This is a genomic window from Halobacillus seohaensis, assembly GCF_042663045.1.
Lineage (GTDB): Bacteria > Bacillota > Bacilli > Bacillales > Halobacillaceae > Halobacillus_A > Halobacillus_A seohaensis.
Genome location: NZ_JBHSZV010000047.1, coordinates 72,066 through 90,457, shown reverse-complemented (window position 1 = coordinate 90,457; position 18,392 = coordinate 72,066). Strand labels below are relative to the sequence as shown.

The following is an 18,392-nucleotide window of genomic DNA, read 5'->3' as shown; positions in this document are numbered from 1 at the left end:
ACTATTCTAAATAAACGTTAATGTTTTGTTGTCCGCGCTGAAGATGAATTTTATTCAATTATGGAGCAACGGCTGACTTGTACTTGTTGAGAAAATCACTACTATCCTATTAATAACATTGATGAGTTAGTAAAGCTTACAAACAGTATGGAAGGATAAAATTATACATAATAACGATTTATATCAACAGACAGTTATGAAATTGGGGTATAGTGATAGTATCTATAAGAAACTCCGGGATCGGAAGTGGTCACTTTTTTAAATCAAAACCTTGACCCTGTGGTGCACCCCACAGTTTATGATGAAACTGGGAGGGAAAAGATGTACAAAATTAGTGAATTTGCGGAGTGGACGGGATTAACGAAGGAAACCCTGCGTTATTATGCGGAGGTTCAATTACTGGAGCCAGCCTACATTAATCCTGATAATAACTACCGCTATTACGATGATGGCAGTTATTTTCTTGCGATTCTTTTAGTGAAGCTAAGAGCGTTTGGTTTTACGATTCAAGAAATGATTTCAGTTATGAATGATGAATCATTTGAAAGCCTCGAAGTGTTACTGCAGGAAAAGCGAAATAATATACAGATGCAAATGGAATCCCTTCAATTGAAAATGGATGAGATTGATGGTTTTCTGACATCAGGAAAGGAGGAAGATGAGTGATCGAGTGGAAAAGAGAAACGGTTATTGATACGAACATAGAAAACCTTTGGAGATTATTTTTGGATGAGAATATTAAGAGCATTATGCCCAAAGTGGAGGAGCATGTTCTAATTGAAAAAAGAGAAGATGAAGTAGGGGCCAAGCATAGGCAAACATATCGTGAAGGAAAGCGGTTGGAAACGTATATCGTTGATACCTTGGCTTATGAGAATGACGAAGACGAAAAGTATAAAAAAGTGACTTTCATTATAGGGAAGGCATTTGAGATCACGGTTTCCTATTATTTAATAAAATTGGATGAGCAACGGACGAAGTTTATTTATGAAGGTCAGAATAGAGGCGTGAATTTTGTAGGGAGAGCAATGCTGAAACTTGCTAATAAGAAAGGGAATAACGATGTCGTAGAGGAATTTATGGATAGAGTTGAGCGAGAAGCGATTAAGGCTTAAAGCAGTATAGAAATATCAATCGTTTTAAAATATTTTTATAAAAATTTAGGAATTAAACAGGAGAATTGTATGCCGGATTGGACGTATCATCCATTGTTTAAACCTTGGCTAACTAAATTGCCGCCAAGGATAGCAAGAGAATTTATATACAGCAGTATGGGATTGGTTTCTTCGATTCCTGGAGGGGGTTCTTTCATTGAACTGCTTGGTCATTCGAATCCTCCAAATGAATTGAGTTGCACGATAGATGGAGTACGTTATGCAAGTTCGAACGGTGTAAGCGCACGATTGGATCCAAATGGAACGGGGGCAAAGAGTTTCTCGTCATTAGGGATTAGTGTGATTGAGGTAGGTCCTGTATCTCTTAGAAAGAGTCAGAAAAGCGAACCTTTACTTAACAAAGAGCAAGAGAAAATATGGTTCCCCTTCCCTGAGCCAACGATTACGGTAGAGGAGTGTAGGGTACAAATCGAACGTTTCGATGGCCCTGCAATTGTTTCTATTGATGAGCATATGACAGGAATAGAAGCCATTCATATCATTACAAAACTTAGTAGCATTGTTGAATCCTTTTCGATAAGTTTGCAACAAGCATATGATTTAAAGGACGCTGCCCTACATAAAACTCTTTACATTAACCAGATCGCCAACTCCCTTGAAGTTAAGCAACTTACCGCTTTGATCGCATCAAATCATGTTCATGGAGTGATTTTAGAGCCTCCTAAAGTAAGGGAAGGAGAACACTTTACGGAGAGTGAGGATGCCACTAGAAAGTTAGTCCATGGGGTTCAAACGATTCGGAAGGAAGTATCTAAAAATTGCACGGTTATAACTAAGGGAGGGGTAAAGGAACCGATTGATGCGTTTGAGTTACATGAAAACGGTGTCTCCCTTCAATTACTTGAGGAAGGGTACGTTTTCTCGGGACCGGGTTTACCGAAGCGAATTAATGAATTGCTGTTACCTAAAAATTCAAAAGAGGGAAATGGAGAAGGAGCGCGGTGGGGGTTATGGTTTGGAGTAGCGATCCTCATTGCTGGCATAACAGCGTTATTGTTTAGTATGACTCGAATAATTTTGCCATATGACGAAGCTTTTATTGGGATGACAAGATCGGAAATAGCTGCATTTAATCCACAAGTTTTGGCATTTATGGCCCATGACCGAATGAGCTTGGCGGGAACTATGATTAGTGGAGGAATTCTCTATATACAATTGGCCCGTTATGGATTGTCCTATAGGTTTCGGTGGGCTAGCCGAGCTTTTCATGTTGCAGCCATTGTAGGCTTTTTAGGTATACTGGCTTTTATTGGTTATGGGTATTTTGATTGGCTTCATGGGTTGTTTTGGCTTGTTCTACTGCCAATTTATATTTGGTGTTTTCGATCTACTAAGCATTCAAACGCTCATCCTAGTTCTATGAATCAATTCAATACTTTGGCATGGAAAAAAGCAAATCTCGGGCAGCTGTTATTCGTTATCCTTGGTAGTCTCATTGCAATAGGTGGGGTAGTAATTATGTTCATAGGGGTGACGAATGTCTTTGTGCCAACGGATGTAACCTTTTTGTGTGCAACCCCTGAAATGCTTCAATCAGTTAACAATCGACTAATCCCAGTTATTGCCCATGATCGTGCGGGTTTTGGCGGGGCTTTAGTAAGTGTAGGTATTTTAGTGTTTCTCCTAGCGTTATGGGGATTCCGAGAAGGAGAAGGTTGGGTTTGGAATACGCTGGCAATTGGGGCGCCACCTGCGTTTATCGCAGGCATTGCCACTCATTTTGTTATTGGTTATACTTCGTTTTATCATCTGCTCCCAGCCTACCTATTAGTTGTCATATATGGACTGGGGTTAGTTTTATCCTATCCTTATTTAAAGAAAAGCTATGTTAATCAATAATGTTGATATTAAGTGACTCGTACATACTTAGCTTTTAGCTATCTCTGATAAAGAGGATTTTTACATCGTAATAACAGTAAGATTTAACATAGTCTAAGAAAAATGGAGGAAGAAAATTGACAATTGGTCGTATATTGTTTTTGTTAGGAATGAGTTTTGTATTTTTTAGTGTTGTGATATTAATTATGAGTTTATTTAGTAATGGGGGAAATCTAGTATTCCCGCTTTTTGGTTTGCTGAATGGCTTTATAGCAATGGGAGTGGGGGAGATTGTGATTGACTTAAACCATAAGAAAAGATTTAACAAAACTTCTCCTAATTCAAATACTTCTTAGTATATTAATAAAAAAGAAAGTTCCCTCATTTCCGATTCAGTAGTTCCGATTTGTGGAGAAAATGTTTTTATAATGTCTTGTTAAACTATAGCCCCAGATTGTGGAAGACTCAACTTCGAGACATTCCGGTGGTTTCCGTTACAAAGGATGGCGTTAGAAGGTCCGGGAAATCACTCGCTTTCCGTGGGCATGTGGTGAGCTTCCTTAGGCTAGAACGGCTCCGATTCCGATGGAAATATACGGCAGGCAACTCCTTCCCCACCGGCTCTTTCTCCACATGATCATCTCGGAATCGATCTTCAACAATCTTGCGTCTAAAGTTGAACAATTGAGTGTGAATCCTTATTCAAGATAAGCACCCGTTAAGTATAAAATATCATAAACTACAAATGTTTCTCATAACAGCCTACAACCCTTCCATCCCATTCGCTGTTATCATAAAACTTAAACCCCAATGATTTCCAAAATACTATTGCCTCTTTATTACTCTTTATTACAGCCAATCTAACACTTTTAAATAATTTTTGATGTATTATTTTCTCCTCAAACGAAAGGTATGCCTTTTTCCCATATCCCATAGAGTGATAATCACGATGAATCATTAATAATCCTATCCACGGATGATTGTCTTTAGGATTATTATTAAGAAAATCTATTATTCCGATATATCTTTCTTCATGTTTTACTAAATAACTTTCAGTAGATGAATTAAGAAATTCACTACTTAACTCTTGTATTGTCCTTAAGGGGTTTCCATTTTCAAGAACATTATAAGATGAGTTTGAATTCACTATGTCCATTACTATTTCTAATGATTCTTGAGTAATTATTTCGAACACCATTAAATTTAGTCTCCCTATATGATCAAATTGGATGATCGCCTTGTTTAACCTTGCCCCAGAATGTGGAAGACTTAACTTCGAGACATTCCGCTAGTTTCCATTACAAAGGATGGCGTTAGAAGGTCCGGGAAATCACTCGCTTTCCGTGGGCATGTGGTGAGCTTCCTCAGGCTACGCCTTGCGGGATCTCACCGATCATGTTCATCCCATCTCTTACGCCTTATAAGGACGAAGGCTACATCTAGTTCATCAATCCTATCGGGCGTTATCCAGCTCCAGCGCCTAGCGGCTAGTGAGACTTCCCTCGCTTCTGTACGATAAGTCAACATCTAATCACGATGTTCTTCGTGTTTCCTTTATCTCCGACAGCTCAGTCCAGTCCATACGCCGCTGACCAAGGCGCCTCCGCTTTTAAAGGTAGGAGTCTTGCGATTTCCCGGACCTTCTTGCTTTCGTAAGGATAACGGAAGCATCTTCACGTGAGCAGAAGCTTCATACGTGAAAATCGTGGGGCTGTGTAATTATTGCCATTGAAATGTTCCACTTAGGACATCAAATTAACCTGTAATGTAAATTTGAAAATGGTTTTACAAGAGTAGGCATACATGCCAATTAAGCTCCTAGCCATACCACGTTTTTTAACTAGTGGCTCAATAGATATAACAGATACCTCATACTTTAACAATCATCTCGGAATCGAGTCTTCAACAATCCTGCCAAGTTTAAGTACGAAATTTCACAACCTTTATATTTATTTTAACAAAAAACTAGATTTAATTTTTGAGTAATATCAAATTAACATATCAAATAGCTTACGCATGTTAGAACACTCTAATTAGCATTTTTTGTTACAATGATTTTGGGGGAACTGTAATGGATTGATATTAAATAAGGCAGTGTTTCTAGTCAGTTTTCATCTGCGGCCATCCCATCCATTTTGATAGAAATGCACTAGCTGACAAAATGGTGTTACAAAAGAAAGAATGGACAAATAAAGAAAAGGAATTGTACTAGAAACAGGCAGTAGAATAGGAAGTGAAATGTATATGGATGAAAGTAAAGAAGACCAGATTTTACAAGAGTTAAAGAACATAAATCAGAAATTAGATAATAGGGAGAGTCACGACGATCTTGATGGAAAATCGGGTAATATTATTTTTGATATTATTAAATCCTTATTGATTGGCACGATGATTATAGGGCCAGCCTTGGCTGTTGTTATTGTAGTGGTTCCTTATATATTTAATTGGCTGTTCTAATATTGGACTAGGAGGGATAACTTGGAAAATCAAATAACCTACGACCCTTCAGGTGTAACCGTATTAATCGTCATACATATCGTAATTGCTGTGATCGCCTTATTGATAGCAAATGTTTACGAAAAATCGATTATTACAGACAGGGCGAATAAGTATTTGTTCTTTGTCTTAAGTCTTATTTACAGCATGATTGTGCCTTATATTGCGGCAGGCGGGCTACTATATCTTCACCAAACAGGTCTTTTTTCTAGTGTAGCCTTTCGTTTATGCACAGGAGGGATGATCGGAGCGTTTATTCTTAGTCAAATCTTAGTATATAAATGTTTGAATACCATAGAAATAGCTGAATATTAGCTAGCTGAGGGGGAATCCTTATGGGAAAAAAGCTGAAAATTGGATTAGCATTACTAGTGATTGTTATGGCTATTTACGTAATGATCACCGATAACTCAACTCTTGTTCCCTATTTAATGTTTATAGTAGGAGTACATGTACTGACGGTTGGGATCACAGAAATAAAGAAAGACAACAAAAACTTCTGGGGATATACAAGTATAGCCTCAGCTGTATTTGTCTTTTTCGTATCTATTTATACGTTCTTGTATTAAGGTTATTCCCTAGCAAAGGCGCCCTGATAAACAAAGATCTTTTAAGCTATGTTCCAGTATAGATTTGTCATTTTATCAAGGGTGGTGTTGTTGATTGACTGGAACTCTTAGCTCGGTTTCTGGCTCGACCTGTTCGTCATTGGAGAGCGATCGTTCCCCCCTTGAGTCCTTTCTCTATTTCTAACGTTGGAACCATGATTCTATTTTTGAGAGTCATTTTGCTTATCGTACATACTTAAACGACCAATTAATTAAAAATGGAGAACGGGGATATTTACGTTCCCTTCTTTTCTATATATTGACTGGAACAATAGTCATGGGAGGATTATGGATAGGGACTTCGGGGTAGTCCGACTTAACCAGGATAGTACATATTGCCTTATTTGGGTGCTGTTGTTCGATTCCTTACTACCCTGTACTCTTACTTATTAGAATGTGGAGTATGATCTCTTAAGGGTCTACATAACAGGTGTTTGACATGGTTGCCTGACAAAAGGAAACTATGTCATTTTTTTCATTATGGTAAAAGTGGTAATGAATAAATAGATTTATACTATTTACAAACAGGAGTCATATATCCTATTATTATCTTTAGTATTTAGATTTAATTATAGGTATAAATACCTTTTATTTAATATTATTAATAAAAATGTTGGGTTTAATATAGAATGTAGTATAATAGGGCTAACGAAATATGTCATACCGATAATGGCAAACTTATCGAAAGGTAAGGACGCAAAGCTAAGGGCCTAAAGCAGTTTCTGTTATGGTAGCCTAGCCGCCGAAGATAGTGTACCTAACAGGTGAACCTTCTTTGGTTTACCTGTTTTTTTGTTTTACACATTTGGCTATATTTTGGGGGGAATGAAATATGGTGCTTATCTATGAAGGTGAAGAAAAGTACTTGTCAAAGTTGATCGATCTAAAAAGAGAAGAGATGCTAAAGATCGCGAAAAAGTTTGGAATGAACAATCAAAAAACATTAGAATGTAGTCAAGAACTTGATAAATTAATAATTAAATACCAAAAAATGTTATAAGACATGTGATTTATTATGATAACTTTCAACTCGTACTTATTTGTAGTTTAAAATAAGTATGAGTTTTATTTAGGTTATCGTGGATTTATAAAAATTATATCCATTTTAATAATTATCGCTGGTGTGATTGGACTAAATTTGGCTGGGGGAACAGAAGAAACTACCTCTCAAGTTCATTCAAATAACCACGGAATAAATAACTTTAAAAATATTCTTTAACTAAAGGGTAGCTTAATAGCTATTTCCATATTAGAAAATGACCTATTATCGCGTTCTTTTTCACAATGTTAAACTTGGTAGAAAAAATCTATGTGTGAGAGGGGGAAGAGGATGACGATTGTATATATATCGAATTTTTTTATATCTATTTGGGATGATTATTAACTTTCTTGGAGCATCACTAATTGTAAAATCAGATTTAGGGGCTGGCGTTTGGATGGCTTTTTTTGGTATGACTGCTGGGTTTTGGTACGGGGATTTCAACTTCTATTTATTTTCGTCAATACCCGGTTATTAGGTGAACGACCCGAATGGGAGGCAATCATTCCACTTGTATTAGAATCTTTATTTTTGATTTTTGGCTAGAAATTGCCCTTCATTCATTACATTTACAATCTGCACCCGTATATGAAAAAATAACTGTTTTTACTATCGGACTCACTTTTGTTGGTCTTGGAGTAGCCATTTACATTCTACCAAATTTTACAAAGGCACCTGTCAATCAGTTGTTTTTATCAGTCAGTGTGAGATTTCAATGGAGTATTAGGAAATCCCAGACAGTATTAGCATTAATTGTTACTAGCTTCTCCTTACTACTAGGTGGTCCAGTCGGTGTAGGTACAGTCATTGCTACACTTATGATGGGACCGATGATACAATTCTGGCAAAATAGAGTAGTAAATTGGTATACACCAGATATTACATAAACTTTACTCAATAATAAACGCTTCGCATAATGAGCTTTCTCTGAATATTACCCCTTAACATGAAGAACTGAAGTGGAGGAAAAGTCTTAAAATCATGGTGTCTTAAGCAGACTTAGACACTTTTTTTCCACTTGAAACTTCCGCCCTTAATTTGGACCTTTCTTTGTTTGTGAAATACCGTTAGAAAGGTGGAGGTTATTACGAATATAATTCCAACAACTTGCAAAAATTTCAGTGAATCTCCAAAAACTAACACACCAACTAAAACGGCGACAATGGGTTCCATTGCTCCTAAGATAGCGGCTTTACTAGATTCAATGTAGCTTAGTCCCAAAGTATATAACGTATAGGCCAATATGGTTGATAAAACAGCAACTCCAAAAATATTAAGCCAAACATCGACGGATTGAAAAGCTTCTGTTTTTTTCCACAATCCACTTGTAGGAAAAATGAATAAACTGCCCATTAACAAAGCATATACAGTAATGGTTAAAAAGTTGTAATGCCAACTAATAAATTTACCTATAATACTATAAAGAGCGCAGAAAAAAGCAGATAACAATCCTAAGATAATACTTATAATTGGAACGGAGATATTGCCCAGTGGTATTAATTTAATAGCGAGTGAACATCCGACAATGGTGAGTATAAGTGAAGCGGTTTTTGTTTGAGTGATCCGTTCTTTAAAAACTATTTTTGATAGAATCGCAACAAAAACAGGAGATGTATAAAGTAAGACTACTGCAATTGATAACGAGGTTTGCTCCATAACCATGAAATAACACCAATTAAATATGACAATACTTACAACCCCTAAACCGATAAAATGGGGGATGTGCTTTATTTGAATGCGTAGGTGCTCTCGTGCGAACAAACTCATCAAAAAGATTAGTATAATAGTTGAACTAGTTAGGCGAATCGTCACAATTTCCCATGCTGTAAAACCGTGGCCATACAAAGACTCTACAAATAATCCCGTTAACCCCCAAAAACTTGCTCCTAGAATAGTTATCAGGTATGCATGCTTCATACTTTCACCTTCTTTTCTCTCTTTTTAAAGGTTTCTGTACAATGACTTTATATCTTAATTTATTCAAAGCTATATTTGGTTTGAAATGGGATAGGTTGAAGTATAGGATGGATAATAAAAATCTTATTTTTTTGTGAGACGTCCACTCAGTATGAATAACTATGATCACTTGTTATTAAAGAATAATAAATTCTGTATTTGCTCATTATATGTTAGTGTATCATAAAACAAATGACTAAGGAGAAAGAGTATGGCTGACTTGAAACAACAAGTAATTCTTGTTACTGGTGCTAATCGTGGTCAGGGAAAAGCTATCGCTGAACACCTTGCCTCATTAGGTGGCATAGTAGTGGTTGGTGCCCGGAATTATGACAAGGCTCAGGAAGTAGCAGTGGCTATAGGTGAAGACCACGCATATCCGGTGCAGTTGGATGTCACAAAGGAATCACAGTGGAAATCAGCTGTGGATATGGTCATAGATAAATTCGGCAAAATCGATGTGCTCGTTAATAATGCCGGGGTCTTAAAACGTAAACCCTTCACAGAGATAACCATAGATGATTATGAACAAATGATTAATGTGAATCAGCTAGGAGTATTTCGGGGGATGCAAGCAGTTATTCCGCATATGGAAAAACAGCAAAAAGGTTCTATTATAAACAATTTATCGGTCTCCGCGTTTGCTCCAATTGGTAATTCCTCTGCTTATGCTGCGACAAAAGCATCCGTAGTTGCGATGTCTAAAGCAGCAGCCATTGAATTGGGGCAAAAGGGAATTCGGGTAAACATGGTCCATCCGGGTGGAATCGAAACAGACATGGCTACCCAAGGCAAGGGTGTTCCGGACTTTTACAATTCGGTTCCTCTGGGACGTATCGGACGGCCAGTTGAAATTGCCAGGACTGTAGCGTTTCTTGCTTCTGATGAAAGTTCATATTGCACGGGAACAGAAATTGTCGTTGATGGTGGGATGACGTTGGGGACTAACGACGGAGATTAGTTCGGTAAGAAAAAATACTTAATCTACCCTTTACTAACTATAAACTTAAAGACCAAATCACAAATGATTTGGTCTTTTCTAGTAGCTGGTTTATTAAATGCTAGCGAAACTTCAAATATATCACTACTTTTCATTGTCAGTTCATTTCTGTCATGTGACTTCAATTGGACGATGTCGTGTTGGCCAAAAATAGCCGATGATGGCACCGACTAAAGCTGGCAAAATCCAACCAAGTCCAATGCTATAAAGCGGTAAATAATGAAGATAGAACTCTTTAATAGATTCAATTAACGAAAGAGTTACTCCTGGTAAACTACTGGATAAAGTATTGTAGCCATCGATAATACTAACCAAGAATGTCAGAAACATGGATACTTTGTAAACACTTTGCTTATTGGCAAATAGTGGTGAGCAGAGTCCTAACAAAATAAGAACAATTGCTAGCGGATACAAGAACATTAACACTGGTAAAGCAAATTGAATGATATTGTTTAGGCCAAAGTTTGCAATTGAAAATGATACAAGGCATAGGACAAGCACAAACATTTTATAGCTCACTTTTGGAAAAGTATTATGAAAAAATTCACTACATGAGGTAATGAGCCCGATACTCGTTTTTAAACAAGCGAGAACGATAATAATCGCGAGTAATATAACACCAAATGACTCGAAATAGTGTTGAGCTACTGCAGCAAAGGTCAGACCGCCATTAGCGAATGTCCCAACGGCTGATACGCTCGATGCTCCCATGTAAGTAATAAGTCCATAAATCAGCATCATTAGGCCCATGGCGAAAACGCCTGATTTCCATGTTGCTGTTGCAATCGTCTTTGTATCTGTAATGCCTTGTCTCTTAATGGTATTAATGACTACAATACCGAATGCGAGTGATGCGAGGGCATCCATTGTGTTATAACCCTCTTTAAAGCCTGTCATAAATGCCAAATTGATATAGTCATCCGCCGGCTCACCGAAGTTACCCATCGGTTTAACGATGGCAACTATAATTAAAATGAATAAGAACACTAAAAATGACGGTGTTAGATACTTACCAATGTAATCCATGATTTTCGCAGGATTTAGTGAAAAATAATAAACAATCACAAAAAATAAGAAGCTAAAGAGTCCGAGCCATAAACTGACGTGCTCCGGATTTATAAGTGGTTCAAAACCGACAACAAATGGCACGGTCGCTGTACGTGGAATGGCGAAGAAAGGTCCAATTGTTAAGTAAAGGGCCATGGAAAAGGTAAGACCAAATAGGGGATGAACCCGACCTGCTAAATCTCGCAATCCATTACTTCCAGATAAACCAATCGCCAAAATCCCCAAAAAGGGTAGACCTATTGCCGTTACTAAAAACCCTGTTAATGCTGGCCAAAAGTTCGTACCAGCCATCTGTCCCAGCTGGATAGGGAAAATTAAATTCCCTGCACCGAAGAACATCCCAAACAGCATCGTACCAATGATTGCATACGTTGAAAACGGTATTTTTTTTTGCATATGCATTGCTCCTTCTAGTTGTATATTGGTTCTCGGTTATGAACAATAAAAAATAATAGTAACAAGGATTGTTAAGAGTTACAATACATTCGTTATGCTAAAACAAATTCAGGGTATGTTACTTACTATAGTTGCTAACTAAATTTTGTATTTTTATACTTCTGCACTATGATACGATTGGAAAAAGAAGGATGTAATCGATTGGAAAGCACGGGCGACAAGTTTAAATACTTTTCCTTTAATTTATTTGGGTGGAAAGGTAATAGTTAGCTGTTTAAACTTCAATAAGAGGCTGGTGATAAAGTGATCGTATATGAATCTACGAAAAATGAATTTATTAATGACGTATTTAATGATGAACTAGTCAATAACATATGCAGGAATTATAATGCGAAGATCGGAAAAATCAATGAAAATGAGGTGCGATCGTGGGATAATTCAATGCAGTATATGTACCGTGTCCTTTCAGATCGTGATATACCTGAAGATGCAGGTATAGCGATTGAATTTAATATTCCTCATACATCTCGTCGAGTGGATTTATTAATCTCTGGAAAAAAAGAAGATCGTGACTCCATTATTATTGTAGAGTTGAAACAGTGGGAAAAGGTAGAGGCTATCTATGGAAAAGAAGCGATTGTCAAGACAAGGTTTCAACATGGTCCTACTGAAACGACTCATCCCTCTTATCAAGCTTGGTCTTATTCAGCTTTAATCAAAGACTACAATGAGAATGCCCAGCAAGGTAACATGGATTTGTATCCATGTGCATATTTACATAATTATATCAATCAGGGGGATCAAGACCAGCTAACAGATCAAGTTTATGATTACTATATTGATCAAGCACCTGTTTTTGTAAAAGGAGAAGCTGCAAAACTTCGTGATTTTATTAAACGTAATATTCAAGTTGGTGATCAGAAAGAAAACTTGTATCAAATAGAAAAAGGGAAAATACGCCCTTCTAAATCCTTGCAAGACTCTCTTAACAGTATGCTTCAAGGAAATGAAGAGTTCATTATGATTGATGATCAAAAAGTTGTATATGAACAAGCAATTTCTTTAGCACAAACAGCTTTACGTACGAATAACAAGCAAGTTTTAATTGTACAAGGTGGACCGGGCACGGGGAAGTCTGTTCTTGCCATTAATTTATTAGTGGAACTGACGAAACAAAGCATGGTAACTCAGTACGTCACGAAAAATGCCGCTCCTCGAAATGTCTATGCTCGAAAATTAAAACAAGATTTTAGGAAAGGGCATATTGATAACTTGTTCAAAAGTTCTGGAATCTTTGTTGATGCGCCTAAAGATGAAAGGGATGCACTGATTGTTGATGAATCCCATCGGCTAAATGAGAAGTCGGGTTTGTTTCAGAACAAAGGAGAGAACCAAACAAAAGAGATCATCCAGGCATCAAAACTTTCAGTATTTTTCATTGATGAAAGACAGCGAGTAACTTTAAAGGATAAAGGTACGATGTCTGACATTCGAAATTTTGCTGAAGAATTAGGTGCTGATTTATCCATAATGCAATTAGACTCACAATTTCGTTGTAGTGGATCGGATGGTTATCTTGCTTGGTTGGACGATGTGCTAGAGATTAGAGAAACAGCGAACGCTAACGAAATAGGAAGCCAGTATGATTTTAGAGTATTTGATGATCCTTTGGTTCTAAAAAAGGAAATTGAACGACTGAATGATGCGAATAACAAATCAAGAATGGTGGCTGGGTATTGTTGGGATTGGGTGAAGCAGGGGAAAAATGACCCGAATCATTTTGATGTTGTTTTAGAAGAGTACGATTTTAAAATGAGTTGGAATCTAGGAGACACAGAAACGTGGGCGATCGATGAAAGCTCTATTAGTGAGATAGGCTGTATTCACACTTCGCAAGGGTTAGAATTTGACTATGTTGGTGTCATTATAGGAAATGATATGCGCTATGATAACGGTGAGATCCTAACAGATCATACAAAGAGAGCTAAAACAGACACTTCACTACGAGGTATAAAAAAAATGATGAAAGAGGATCCGGAAAGAGCGGAAATCCTTGCTGATGAGATCATTAAAAATACGTACAGAACATTAATGACGAGAGGTCAGAAAGGTTGTTTCGTTTATTGCACGGATTCTACACTAGCAAATTATCTCAAGAATCGGTATGAACAAGTGAGTAAAAGGTTTGAAGAGAATGATTTGTTTTCCAATTCTTCTCAGAGAGTGGCGGAGGATGATGGGGACTACCGCACACACTGATAGTAAACTCAGTGGGAAGAGGGTAAAGGTAGAGAGTTCATTAAAAGTGAACTGTTAATAACCGTAGCTCACGACAAAAAAACCTCAAATAAAAAACTTTCGAATATAAGAGAATAAATAAAGAAAATTACTAAAAAGAAAAAATTAGCAGGAGGTCCTTTATATGCCAACATACAACAAACTAGTCCGCGATAAAATTCCGGAAATTATCGAAAAGACGGGAAAGAACTTCGAGACACGAATACTAAAAGAAAATGAATACATTGACTCCCTAAAAACAAAACTTCAAGAAGAATTGAATGAATATCTAACCGCAGAGAATGATCAAGAAGCTTTAGAAGAAATGGCAGATATGTTGGAATTAATTCATGTTTTATCTGAAGTTCATGACGGGTCTATGGAGCGAGTAGAAGAGATCCGTAAAGAAAAAGTGGAGAAGAGAGGATCATTTAAGGAACGTATCTTTTTATTAGAGGTAGAAGATTGAGTTTTGAAATGAAACTACACACGGGTCAACTGCTTGAAGATATTCTTTCACATATTGAACAATCATCCACGATATATATTATGACGTCGTTTATTATGAAATCTGGTGTGGAGCAGATCTTTCATGGTCTTGAAAAAGCTGCTTTAGCAGGGGCCGATATCAAAATTCTTACAGGGGATTACTTATATGTCACTCAACCGCAGGCCTTAAAGAGGCTGACAGATCTGCCCGATCAACAGGTGGAAGTTCGTTTATGGCAAAGTAATGGTCGTTCTTTTCATCCTAAAGCGTTCTTATTTAAGTATGAAGAGCAAGGGACGTTAATTGTTGGTTCATCGAACATGTCAAAATCTGCTTTCATGGATGGGGTGGAGTGGAATCTCAGCATGCCTCGCCAAGTATCTGAAACGGTCTATGATCAATCGTTAGATGAATTTATCCATATGTTCCAGGCTGATAATACTATTCATATTAATAAAGAAACCGTGAAGAACTACGAAGAGCAATATGATCAATTTAGAGAAAGTCATCCGGATTTAGCTCAAACGTGGTCGAAGCAAGAAGAATTGAATATGACTTTTGGACACATCGTGGGTCAAGAGCCATCCTCTGTTATTTATGAAGAAAATGCGGATTATCAGGGGAAGCCTGAACCACGATTTGCCCAACCGGAAGCACTGGATGCTTTATACGAAACGATTGAAGAGGGCTATGATAAAGCGATGGCTGTTATGGCGACAGGACTTGGTAAAACGTACTTAGCAGCTTTTTTTGCTGAGAAGTTTGAACGTGTGTTATTTGTCGCCCATCGTGAGGAAATCTTGCATCAAGCTAAAGGTTCCTTTCATCATGTAATGCCAGACAAAACGGCAGGCATTTACAATAGTCGTAGCAAAGAATACCAATGTGAACATGTTTTTGCATCAATTTTTACGCTAAGTATTCAAGATAATTTACATAGGTTTAATCCTGATGACTTTGATTTAATTATTATGGATGAATTCCATCATGCTGCAGCGAACTCTTATCAAAGTGTACTGGACTTCTTTAATCCGGACTTTCTCTTAGGGATCACAGCTACCCCTGAAAGAACAGATGGTCAAGATGTATTTGCCATTTGTGATGGTAACGTTGCGTATGAATTGGATTTTATTCAAGCAATCCAGCGCGGCTGGTTATCCCCGTTTCGTTATTATGGGATCTATGATGAAACCGACTACTCTCAAGTCACTTGGCTTGGCAACAAGTATGATCAAAAAGAATTATTAGAGGTCCAGTTACAGGAAGAAGTAGCGGAGAAGATCGTTACTCGTTGGTCCGAGCATAAACAATCACGTACGATTGGTTTCTGTTCATCGATTAGACAAGCAGAGTTTCTGACTCAATATTTTAACGATAATGGGTATCGAGCGATAGCTATCCATGGAAAAACGCATCATGTAACTAGACGGGAATCTATTAATCGTTTAGAAAGCCAGCAACTGGATATCATTTTCACGGTGGATTTATTTAATGAAGGTGTCGATATTCCATCCGTCGATACCATTCTTTTTGTCCGTCCAACAGAGTCTCTTGTTGTTTATACGCAACAAATAGGTAGAGGACTACGATTAAGTGAGGGGAAATCTCATTGTACGATCATTGACCTAATTGGTAACTATAGAAATGCTGATAACAAGCTGGCTTTACTGGATACCAATCGAGGCGAACATAAACCCGGAGCGTCCGTTGTACCAGTTGTACCACAAGGGTGTGAGTTGAACCTTGATACGAAAGCTATTGATTTGTTAAAAGAGTTAAGGAGGAAAGTGAGTCCTCGTAAAGAAAAACTACGCACGGCTTACCATAAAGTCAAAGAACAAAAAGGGCGTCGTCCAACTTATTACGAGCTGCATCTATATAGCGACGTGAATGGTAAAGAGTACAAGCGAATATTTAAAAGCTATACTGGATTCTTGAAATGGGCAGAAGAGTTAACCGTAGAAGAAGTAAGGGTCTATGAACGATACAAACACTGGTTGGAAGAAGCTGAAAAAACACTCATGTCAAAAAGTTATAAAATGGTTGTTCTCCAATTAATGTTAGATCGTGGAGTGGAATCATTTGAGCAACCAGTGAAAGCGAAAGAGATTGCAAAAGACTTTCATGATTTCTATATGAGTAAATCCTACCGAAAAGAGACAGACTTTTCTACGAGCAATACGAAAAAATTGTGGGAGTTTGATGAACGCAAAGTAGCTAAATTAATAGAAGACATGCCATTTACGAAGTGGGCAGGGTCGAGTGATGGACTCATTGATTTTGATGGGGAAGTGTTTATTGTGAATATGGAAGTTGAGGAGATCGATAGGGAAATTCTTTATGCTTTCACAAAGGACATATGTGACTATCGCTTGCATCATTATTTTGAGAAGAAGGCTTCGGGTTCAAAATAAAAGTCCATCACGTACTGTATTTATAAAAATTTACGCCAGAGTAATACCCTAATGCGAAGATTATATACTCTATCAAAAGGTGTGTTTCCTCTTGATCAAAAATAAAATTTATTTATAATAGCTATTATTTCATCTCTCCCAAAGTAAGACAAGAAACTTAGAATGAATAGGGAGTAAAGTACATAGTTCATCAATACGAGATAATATAAATAGTATCCCTCAGACAGATTCGATTCACTCGTAAATGATCGCTTATTCGCAGTGATACTAATTATTTAGTGTAGAGTTGTTTTAACAAAATTTTTCTTTTATAATTCACTATAAATTCACTAATGAAGAAACTAATCCTTCTGCCACTACAGATAATGTTGCCATTACTACTGCCAGCGTACTCATTCCTAGATTTGTCCAAATAAACACTTGACTTTTTGAGGCCCCTAGAGTCGTTATTGCACCAGCACCAATCTGGCTACTAAACAGAATAGATGATAAAAAACATACTCCTGTTGCTCCAAAACGATCGAAGGTTCTTTTTATTCGAGGGTTAATTTCCATGGGCGTTTTATCGCTCTTTCGAAGTTTATTATATATTGTGTTAAAGAGTTTGTTAATTTCAGATCCAAAAAGTACAAATAGAAGGACACTAATTGCATTCCCGAGAATAGCTACAATTAATGCTACAACAGGCGGAAAGTTGAAAACGATAATGGCCGTTGGAACAGTTAAAAATGCTTCAAGGAAAGGGATCATACTTACAAAAAAAATAAAAGTATACTGAAGAAAAACGTTTTCCATATAAGCACCTACCTTTCTTTTTTAAGTCAATTGACCTAAAAAGATTATAATACAATCGACTTAAAAAATCAAAGGAGTTATAATATGCCTAAAAAAATAGATCACGCTGAAAGAAAAGACCAAATTGTAGAAGCAACGTTTCGCATCATTCATTATTTTGGTTTCGAAAAAACTACATTACGAGAAATTGCCAAAGAAGCAGAATTATCCTTAGGCTCTGTTCAACACTTTTTCCCAAAGCAAAAAGACATATATATGTTCGCAATGGACGTTATCTATCAAAGATTTGAGGAGAGAATGCAAAATGTAGTACAGGTAAATCTGGGGGTTTTTGAAAACGCAGTTCGTATGATTAAACAGATTGTTCAAGCTAATACAGAAGAAGAAAGAATTGAGAATGATATATGGGTGAAATTTTCAATAATGGCAACTATGAACTCGGAATATCAAGAGCCTAAGAAAAGATTTAGAGAAGTAAACCTTAGTTTTGCAAAGGATATATTTAGGATGCTTCATAAGGATGGCTATATAAAAAATTCCATAAGTATTAACGACAGCGCCAATTCATTAATTATATTCATCCACGGCTTAGTATTTGAATCCGTCATTTATGCAAATTTATATAACGCTCAAGTTGTTGAAAATGAAATCAGAGAATATTTACGAAGGATTTGTAACTACAATTAATTAAGCACATATGGTCTATTTTCAAATTCAGAAAATGCCTCCTATTGCTCTTATTTTAAATTCAAGGTAAGGGTAATAATTAGGGCGCAAACGTCTAAGAGAGAAAGTGATTTAATTTTTCTGATAATGATATTTTAAAGAGTAATTACACTATCCATTATTATTCTTCATCT

The 18,392-nt window shown here is 36.9% G+C and carries 18 protein-coding genes and 1 riboswitch; of the genes, 14 read left to right on the top strand and 4 right to left on the bottom strand.

Translation table 11 applies throughout. From position 1 onward, the window contains the following. Nucleotides 1-321: 321 nt before the first annotated feature. From ACFQIC_RS16715 to ACFQIC_RS16700, 4 genes are all read left to right on the top strand, one after another. A complete protein-coding gene (locus ACFQIC_RS16715; RefSeq protein ID WP_204708553.1) occupies nucleotides 322-666 on the top strand; it encodes a MerR family transcriptional regulator in 345 nt (114 codons plus the stop codon). Next, complete coding sequence (locus ACFQIC_RS16710; RefSeq protein ID WP_204708552.1) at nucleotides 663-1,115, top strand: SRPBCC family protein; 453 nt, start codon at nucleotides 663-665, stop codon at nucleotides 1,113-1,115. Before ACFQIC_RS16715 ends, ACFQIC_RS16710 begins: the two co-directional genes overlap by 4 nt. 69 nt (nucleotides 1,116-1,184) lie before the next feature. Continuing rightward, entirely contained in the window at nucleotides 1,185-3,014 is a 1,830-nt protein-coding gene (locus ACFQIC_RS16705; protein ID WP_204708551.1) for a dihydroorotate dehydrogenase, read from the top strand. A 116-nt stretch (nucleotides 3,015-3,130) separates the two neighbouring features. Continuing rightward, nucleotides 3,131-3,349 (top strand): hypothetical protein, encoded by a 219-nt coding sequence (locus ACFQIC_RS16700; protein WP_204708550.1) that lies wholly within the window; start codon nucleotides 3,131-3,133, stop codon nucleotides 3,347-3,349. 383 nt (nucleotides 3,350-3,732) lie between these two features. Here ACFQIC_RS16700 and ACFQIC_RS16695 read toward each other — a convergent pair whose 3' ends face one another. Beyond that, on the bottom strand, nucleotides 3,733-4,191 hold the full coding sequence (locus tag ACFQIC_RS16695) for a GNAT family N-acetyltransferase (protein ID WP_204708549.1): 459 nt from the start codon (nucleotides 4,189-4,191) through the stop codon (nucleotides 3,733-3,735). 1,046 nt (nucleotides 4,192-5,237) lie between these two features. Here ACFQIC_RS16695 and ACFQIC_RS16690 point away from each other — a divergent pair. The 5 genes from ACFQIC_RS16690 (at nucleotide 5,238) to ACFQIC_RS16670 (ending at nucleotide 8,023) form a co-directional block, all read left to right on the top strand. Continuing rightward, nucleotides 5,238-5,450, top strand: coding sequence for a hypothetical protein (locus tag ACFQIC_RS16690; protein ID WP_204708548.1), 213 nt, complete (start codon nucleotides 5,238-5,240; stop codon nucleotides 5,448-5,450). 21 nt (nucleotides 5,451-5,471) lie between these two features. Beyond that, nucleotides 5,472-5,804, top strand: a complete 333-nt coding sequence (locus ACFQIC_RS16685; RefSeq protein WP_204708547.1) for a hypothetical protein — start codon at nucleotides 5,472-5,474, stop codon at nucleotides 5,802-5,804. Nucleotides 5,805-5,824: 20 nt separating this feature from the next. Further along, on the top strand, nucleotides 5,825-6,058 hold the full coding sequence (locus tag ACFQIC_RS16680) for a DUF3953 domain-containing protein (RefSeq protein WP_204708546.1): 234 nt from the start codon (nucleotides 5,825-5,827) through the stop codon (nucleotides 6,056-6,058). 700 nt (nucleotides 6,059-6,758) lie between these two features. Continuing rightward, nucleotides 6,759-6,844, top strand: a riboswitch (cyclic di-GMP riboswitch). Between the two features lie 85 nt (nucleotides 6,845-6,929). Beyond that, the gene (locus ACFQIC_RS16675; RefSeq protein ID WP_204708545.1) at nucleotides 6,930-7,097 is read left to right on the top strand and encodes an aspartyl-phosphate phosphatase Spo0E family protein; all 168 of its coding nucleotides are present in this window, start codon (nucleotides 6,930-6,932) and stop codon (nucleotides 7,095-7,097) included. Between the two features lie 530 nt (nucleotides 7,098-7,627). After that, nucleotides 7,628-8,023, top strand: coding sequence for a DUF6198 family protein (locus tag ACFQIC_RS16670; protein ID WP_204708544.1), 396 nt, complete (start codon nucleotides 7,628-7,630; stop codon nucleotides 8,021-8,023). A gap of 112 nt (nucleotides 8,024-8,135) precedes the next feature. Here ACFQIC_RS16670 and ACFQIC_RS16665 read toward each other — a convergent pair whose 3' ends face one another. Further along, nucleotides 8,136-9,053 carry a DMT family transporter gene (locus ACFQIC_RS16665; protein WP_204708543.1) on the bottom strand — a complete coding sequence of 306 codons (918 nt, stop codon included), beginning with the start codon at nucleotides 9,051-9,053 and terminating at the stop codon, nucleotides 8,136-8,138. A 250-nt stretch (nucleotides 9,054-9,303) separates the two neighbouring features. On the opposite strand from ACFQIC_RS16665, the gene ACFQIC_RS16660 reads away from it, so the two are divergent. After that, on the top strand, nucleotides 9,304-10,053 hold the full coding sequence (locus ACFQIC_RS16660; RefSeq protein ID WP_204708542.1) for an SDR family NAD(P)-dependent oxidoreductase: 750 nt from the start codon (nucleotides 9,304-9,306) through the stop codon (nucleotides 10,051-10,053). 150 nt (nucleotides 10,054-10,203) lie between these two features. On the opposite strand, the gene brnQ is transcribed toward ACFQIC_RS16660, so the two are convergent. After that, on the bottom strand, nucleotides 10,204-11,556 hold the full coding sequence (brnQ, locus tag ACFQIC_RS16655; RefSeq protein WP_204708541.1) for a branched-chain amino acid transport system II carrier protein: 1,353 nt from the start codon (nucleotides 11,554-11,556) through the stop codon (nucleotides 10,204-10,206). Nucleotides 11,557-11,859: 303 nt separating this feature from the next. On the opposite strand from brnQ, the gene ACFQIC_RS16650 reads away from it, so the two are divergent. From ACFQIC_RS16650 to ACFQIC_RS16640, 3 genes are all read left to right on the top strand, one after another. Further along, nucleotides 11,860-13,815, top strand: a complete 1,956-nt coding sequence (locus ACFQIC_RS16650) for a DNA/RNA helicase domain-containing protein (RefSeq protein WP_204708540.1) — start codon at nucleotides 11,860-11,862, stop codon at nucleotides 13,813-13,815. Nucleotides 13,816-13,978: 163 nt separating this feature from the next. Further along, the gene (locus ACFQIC_RS16645; protein ID WP_204708539.1) at nucleotides 13,979-14,302 is read left to right on the top strand and encodes a nucleoside triphosphate pyrophosphohydrolase; all 324 of its coding nucleotides are present in this window, start codon (nucleotides 13,979-13,981) and stop codon (nucleotides 14,300-14,302) included. An 8-nt stretch (nucleotides 14,303-14,310) separates the two neighbouring features. After that, nucleotides 14,311-16,737 (top strand): DEAD/DEAH box helicase family protein, encoded by a 2,427-nt coding sequence (locus ACFQIC_RS16640; RefSeq protein ID WP_204708641.1) that lies wholly within the window; start codon nucleotides 14,311-14,313, stop codon nucleotides 16,735-16,737. Between the two features lie 318 nt (nucleotides 16,738-17,055). Here ACFQIC_RS16640 and ACFQIC_RS16635 read toward each other — a convergent pair whose 3' ends face one another. Next, a complete protein-coding gene (locus ACFQIC_RS16635) occupies nucleotides 17,056-17,532 on the bottom strand; it encodes a small multi-drug export protein (protein WP_204708538.1) in 477 nt (158 codons plus the stop codon). 84 nt (nucleotides 17,533-17,616) lie between these two features. On the opposite strand from ACFQIC_RS16635, the gene ACFQIC_RS16630 reads away from it, so the two are divergent. After that, entirely contained in the window at nucleotides 17,617-18,219 is a 603-nt protein-coding gene (locus ACFQIC_RS16630) for a TetR/AcrR family transcriptional regulator (RefSeq protein WP_204708537.1), read from the top strand. Nucleotides 18,220-18,392: the final 173 nt, after the last annotated feature.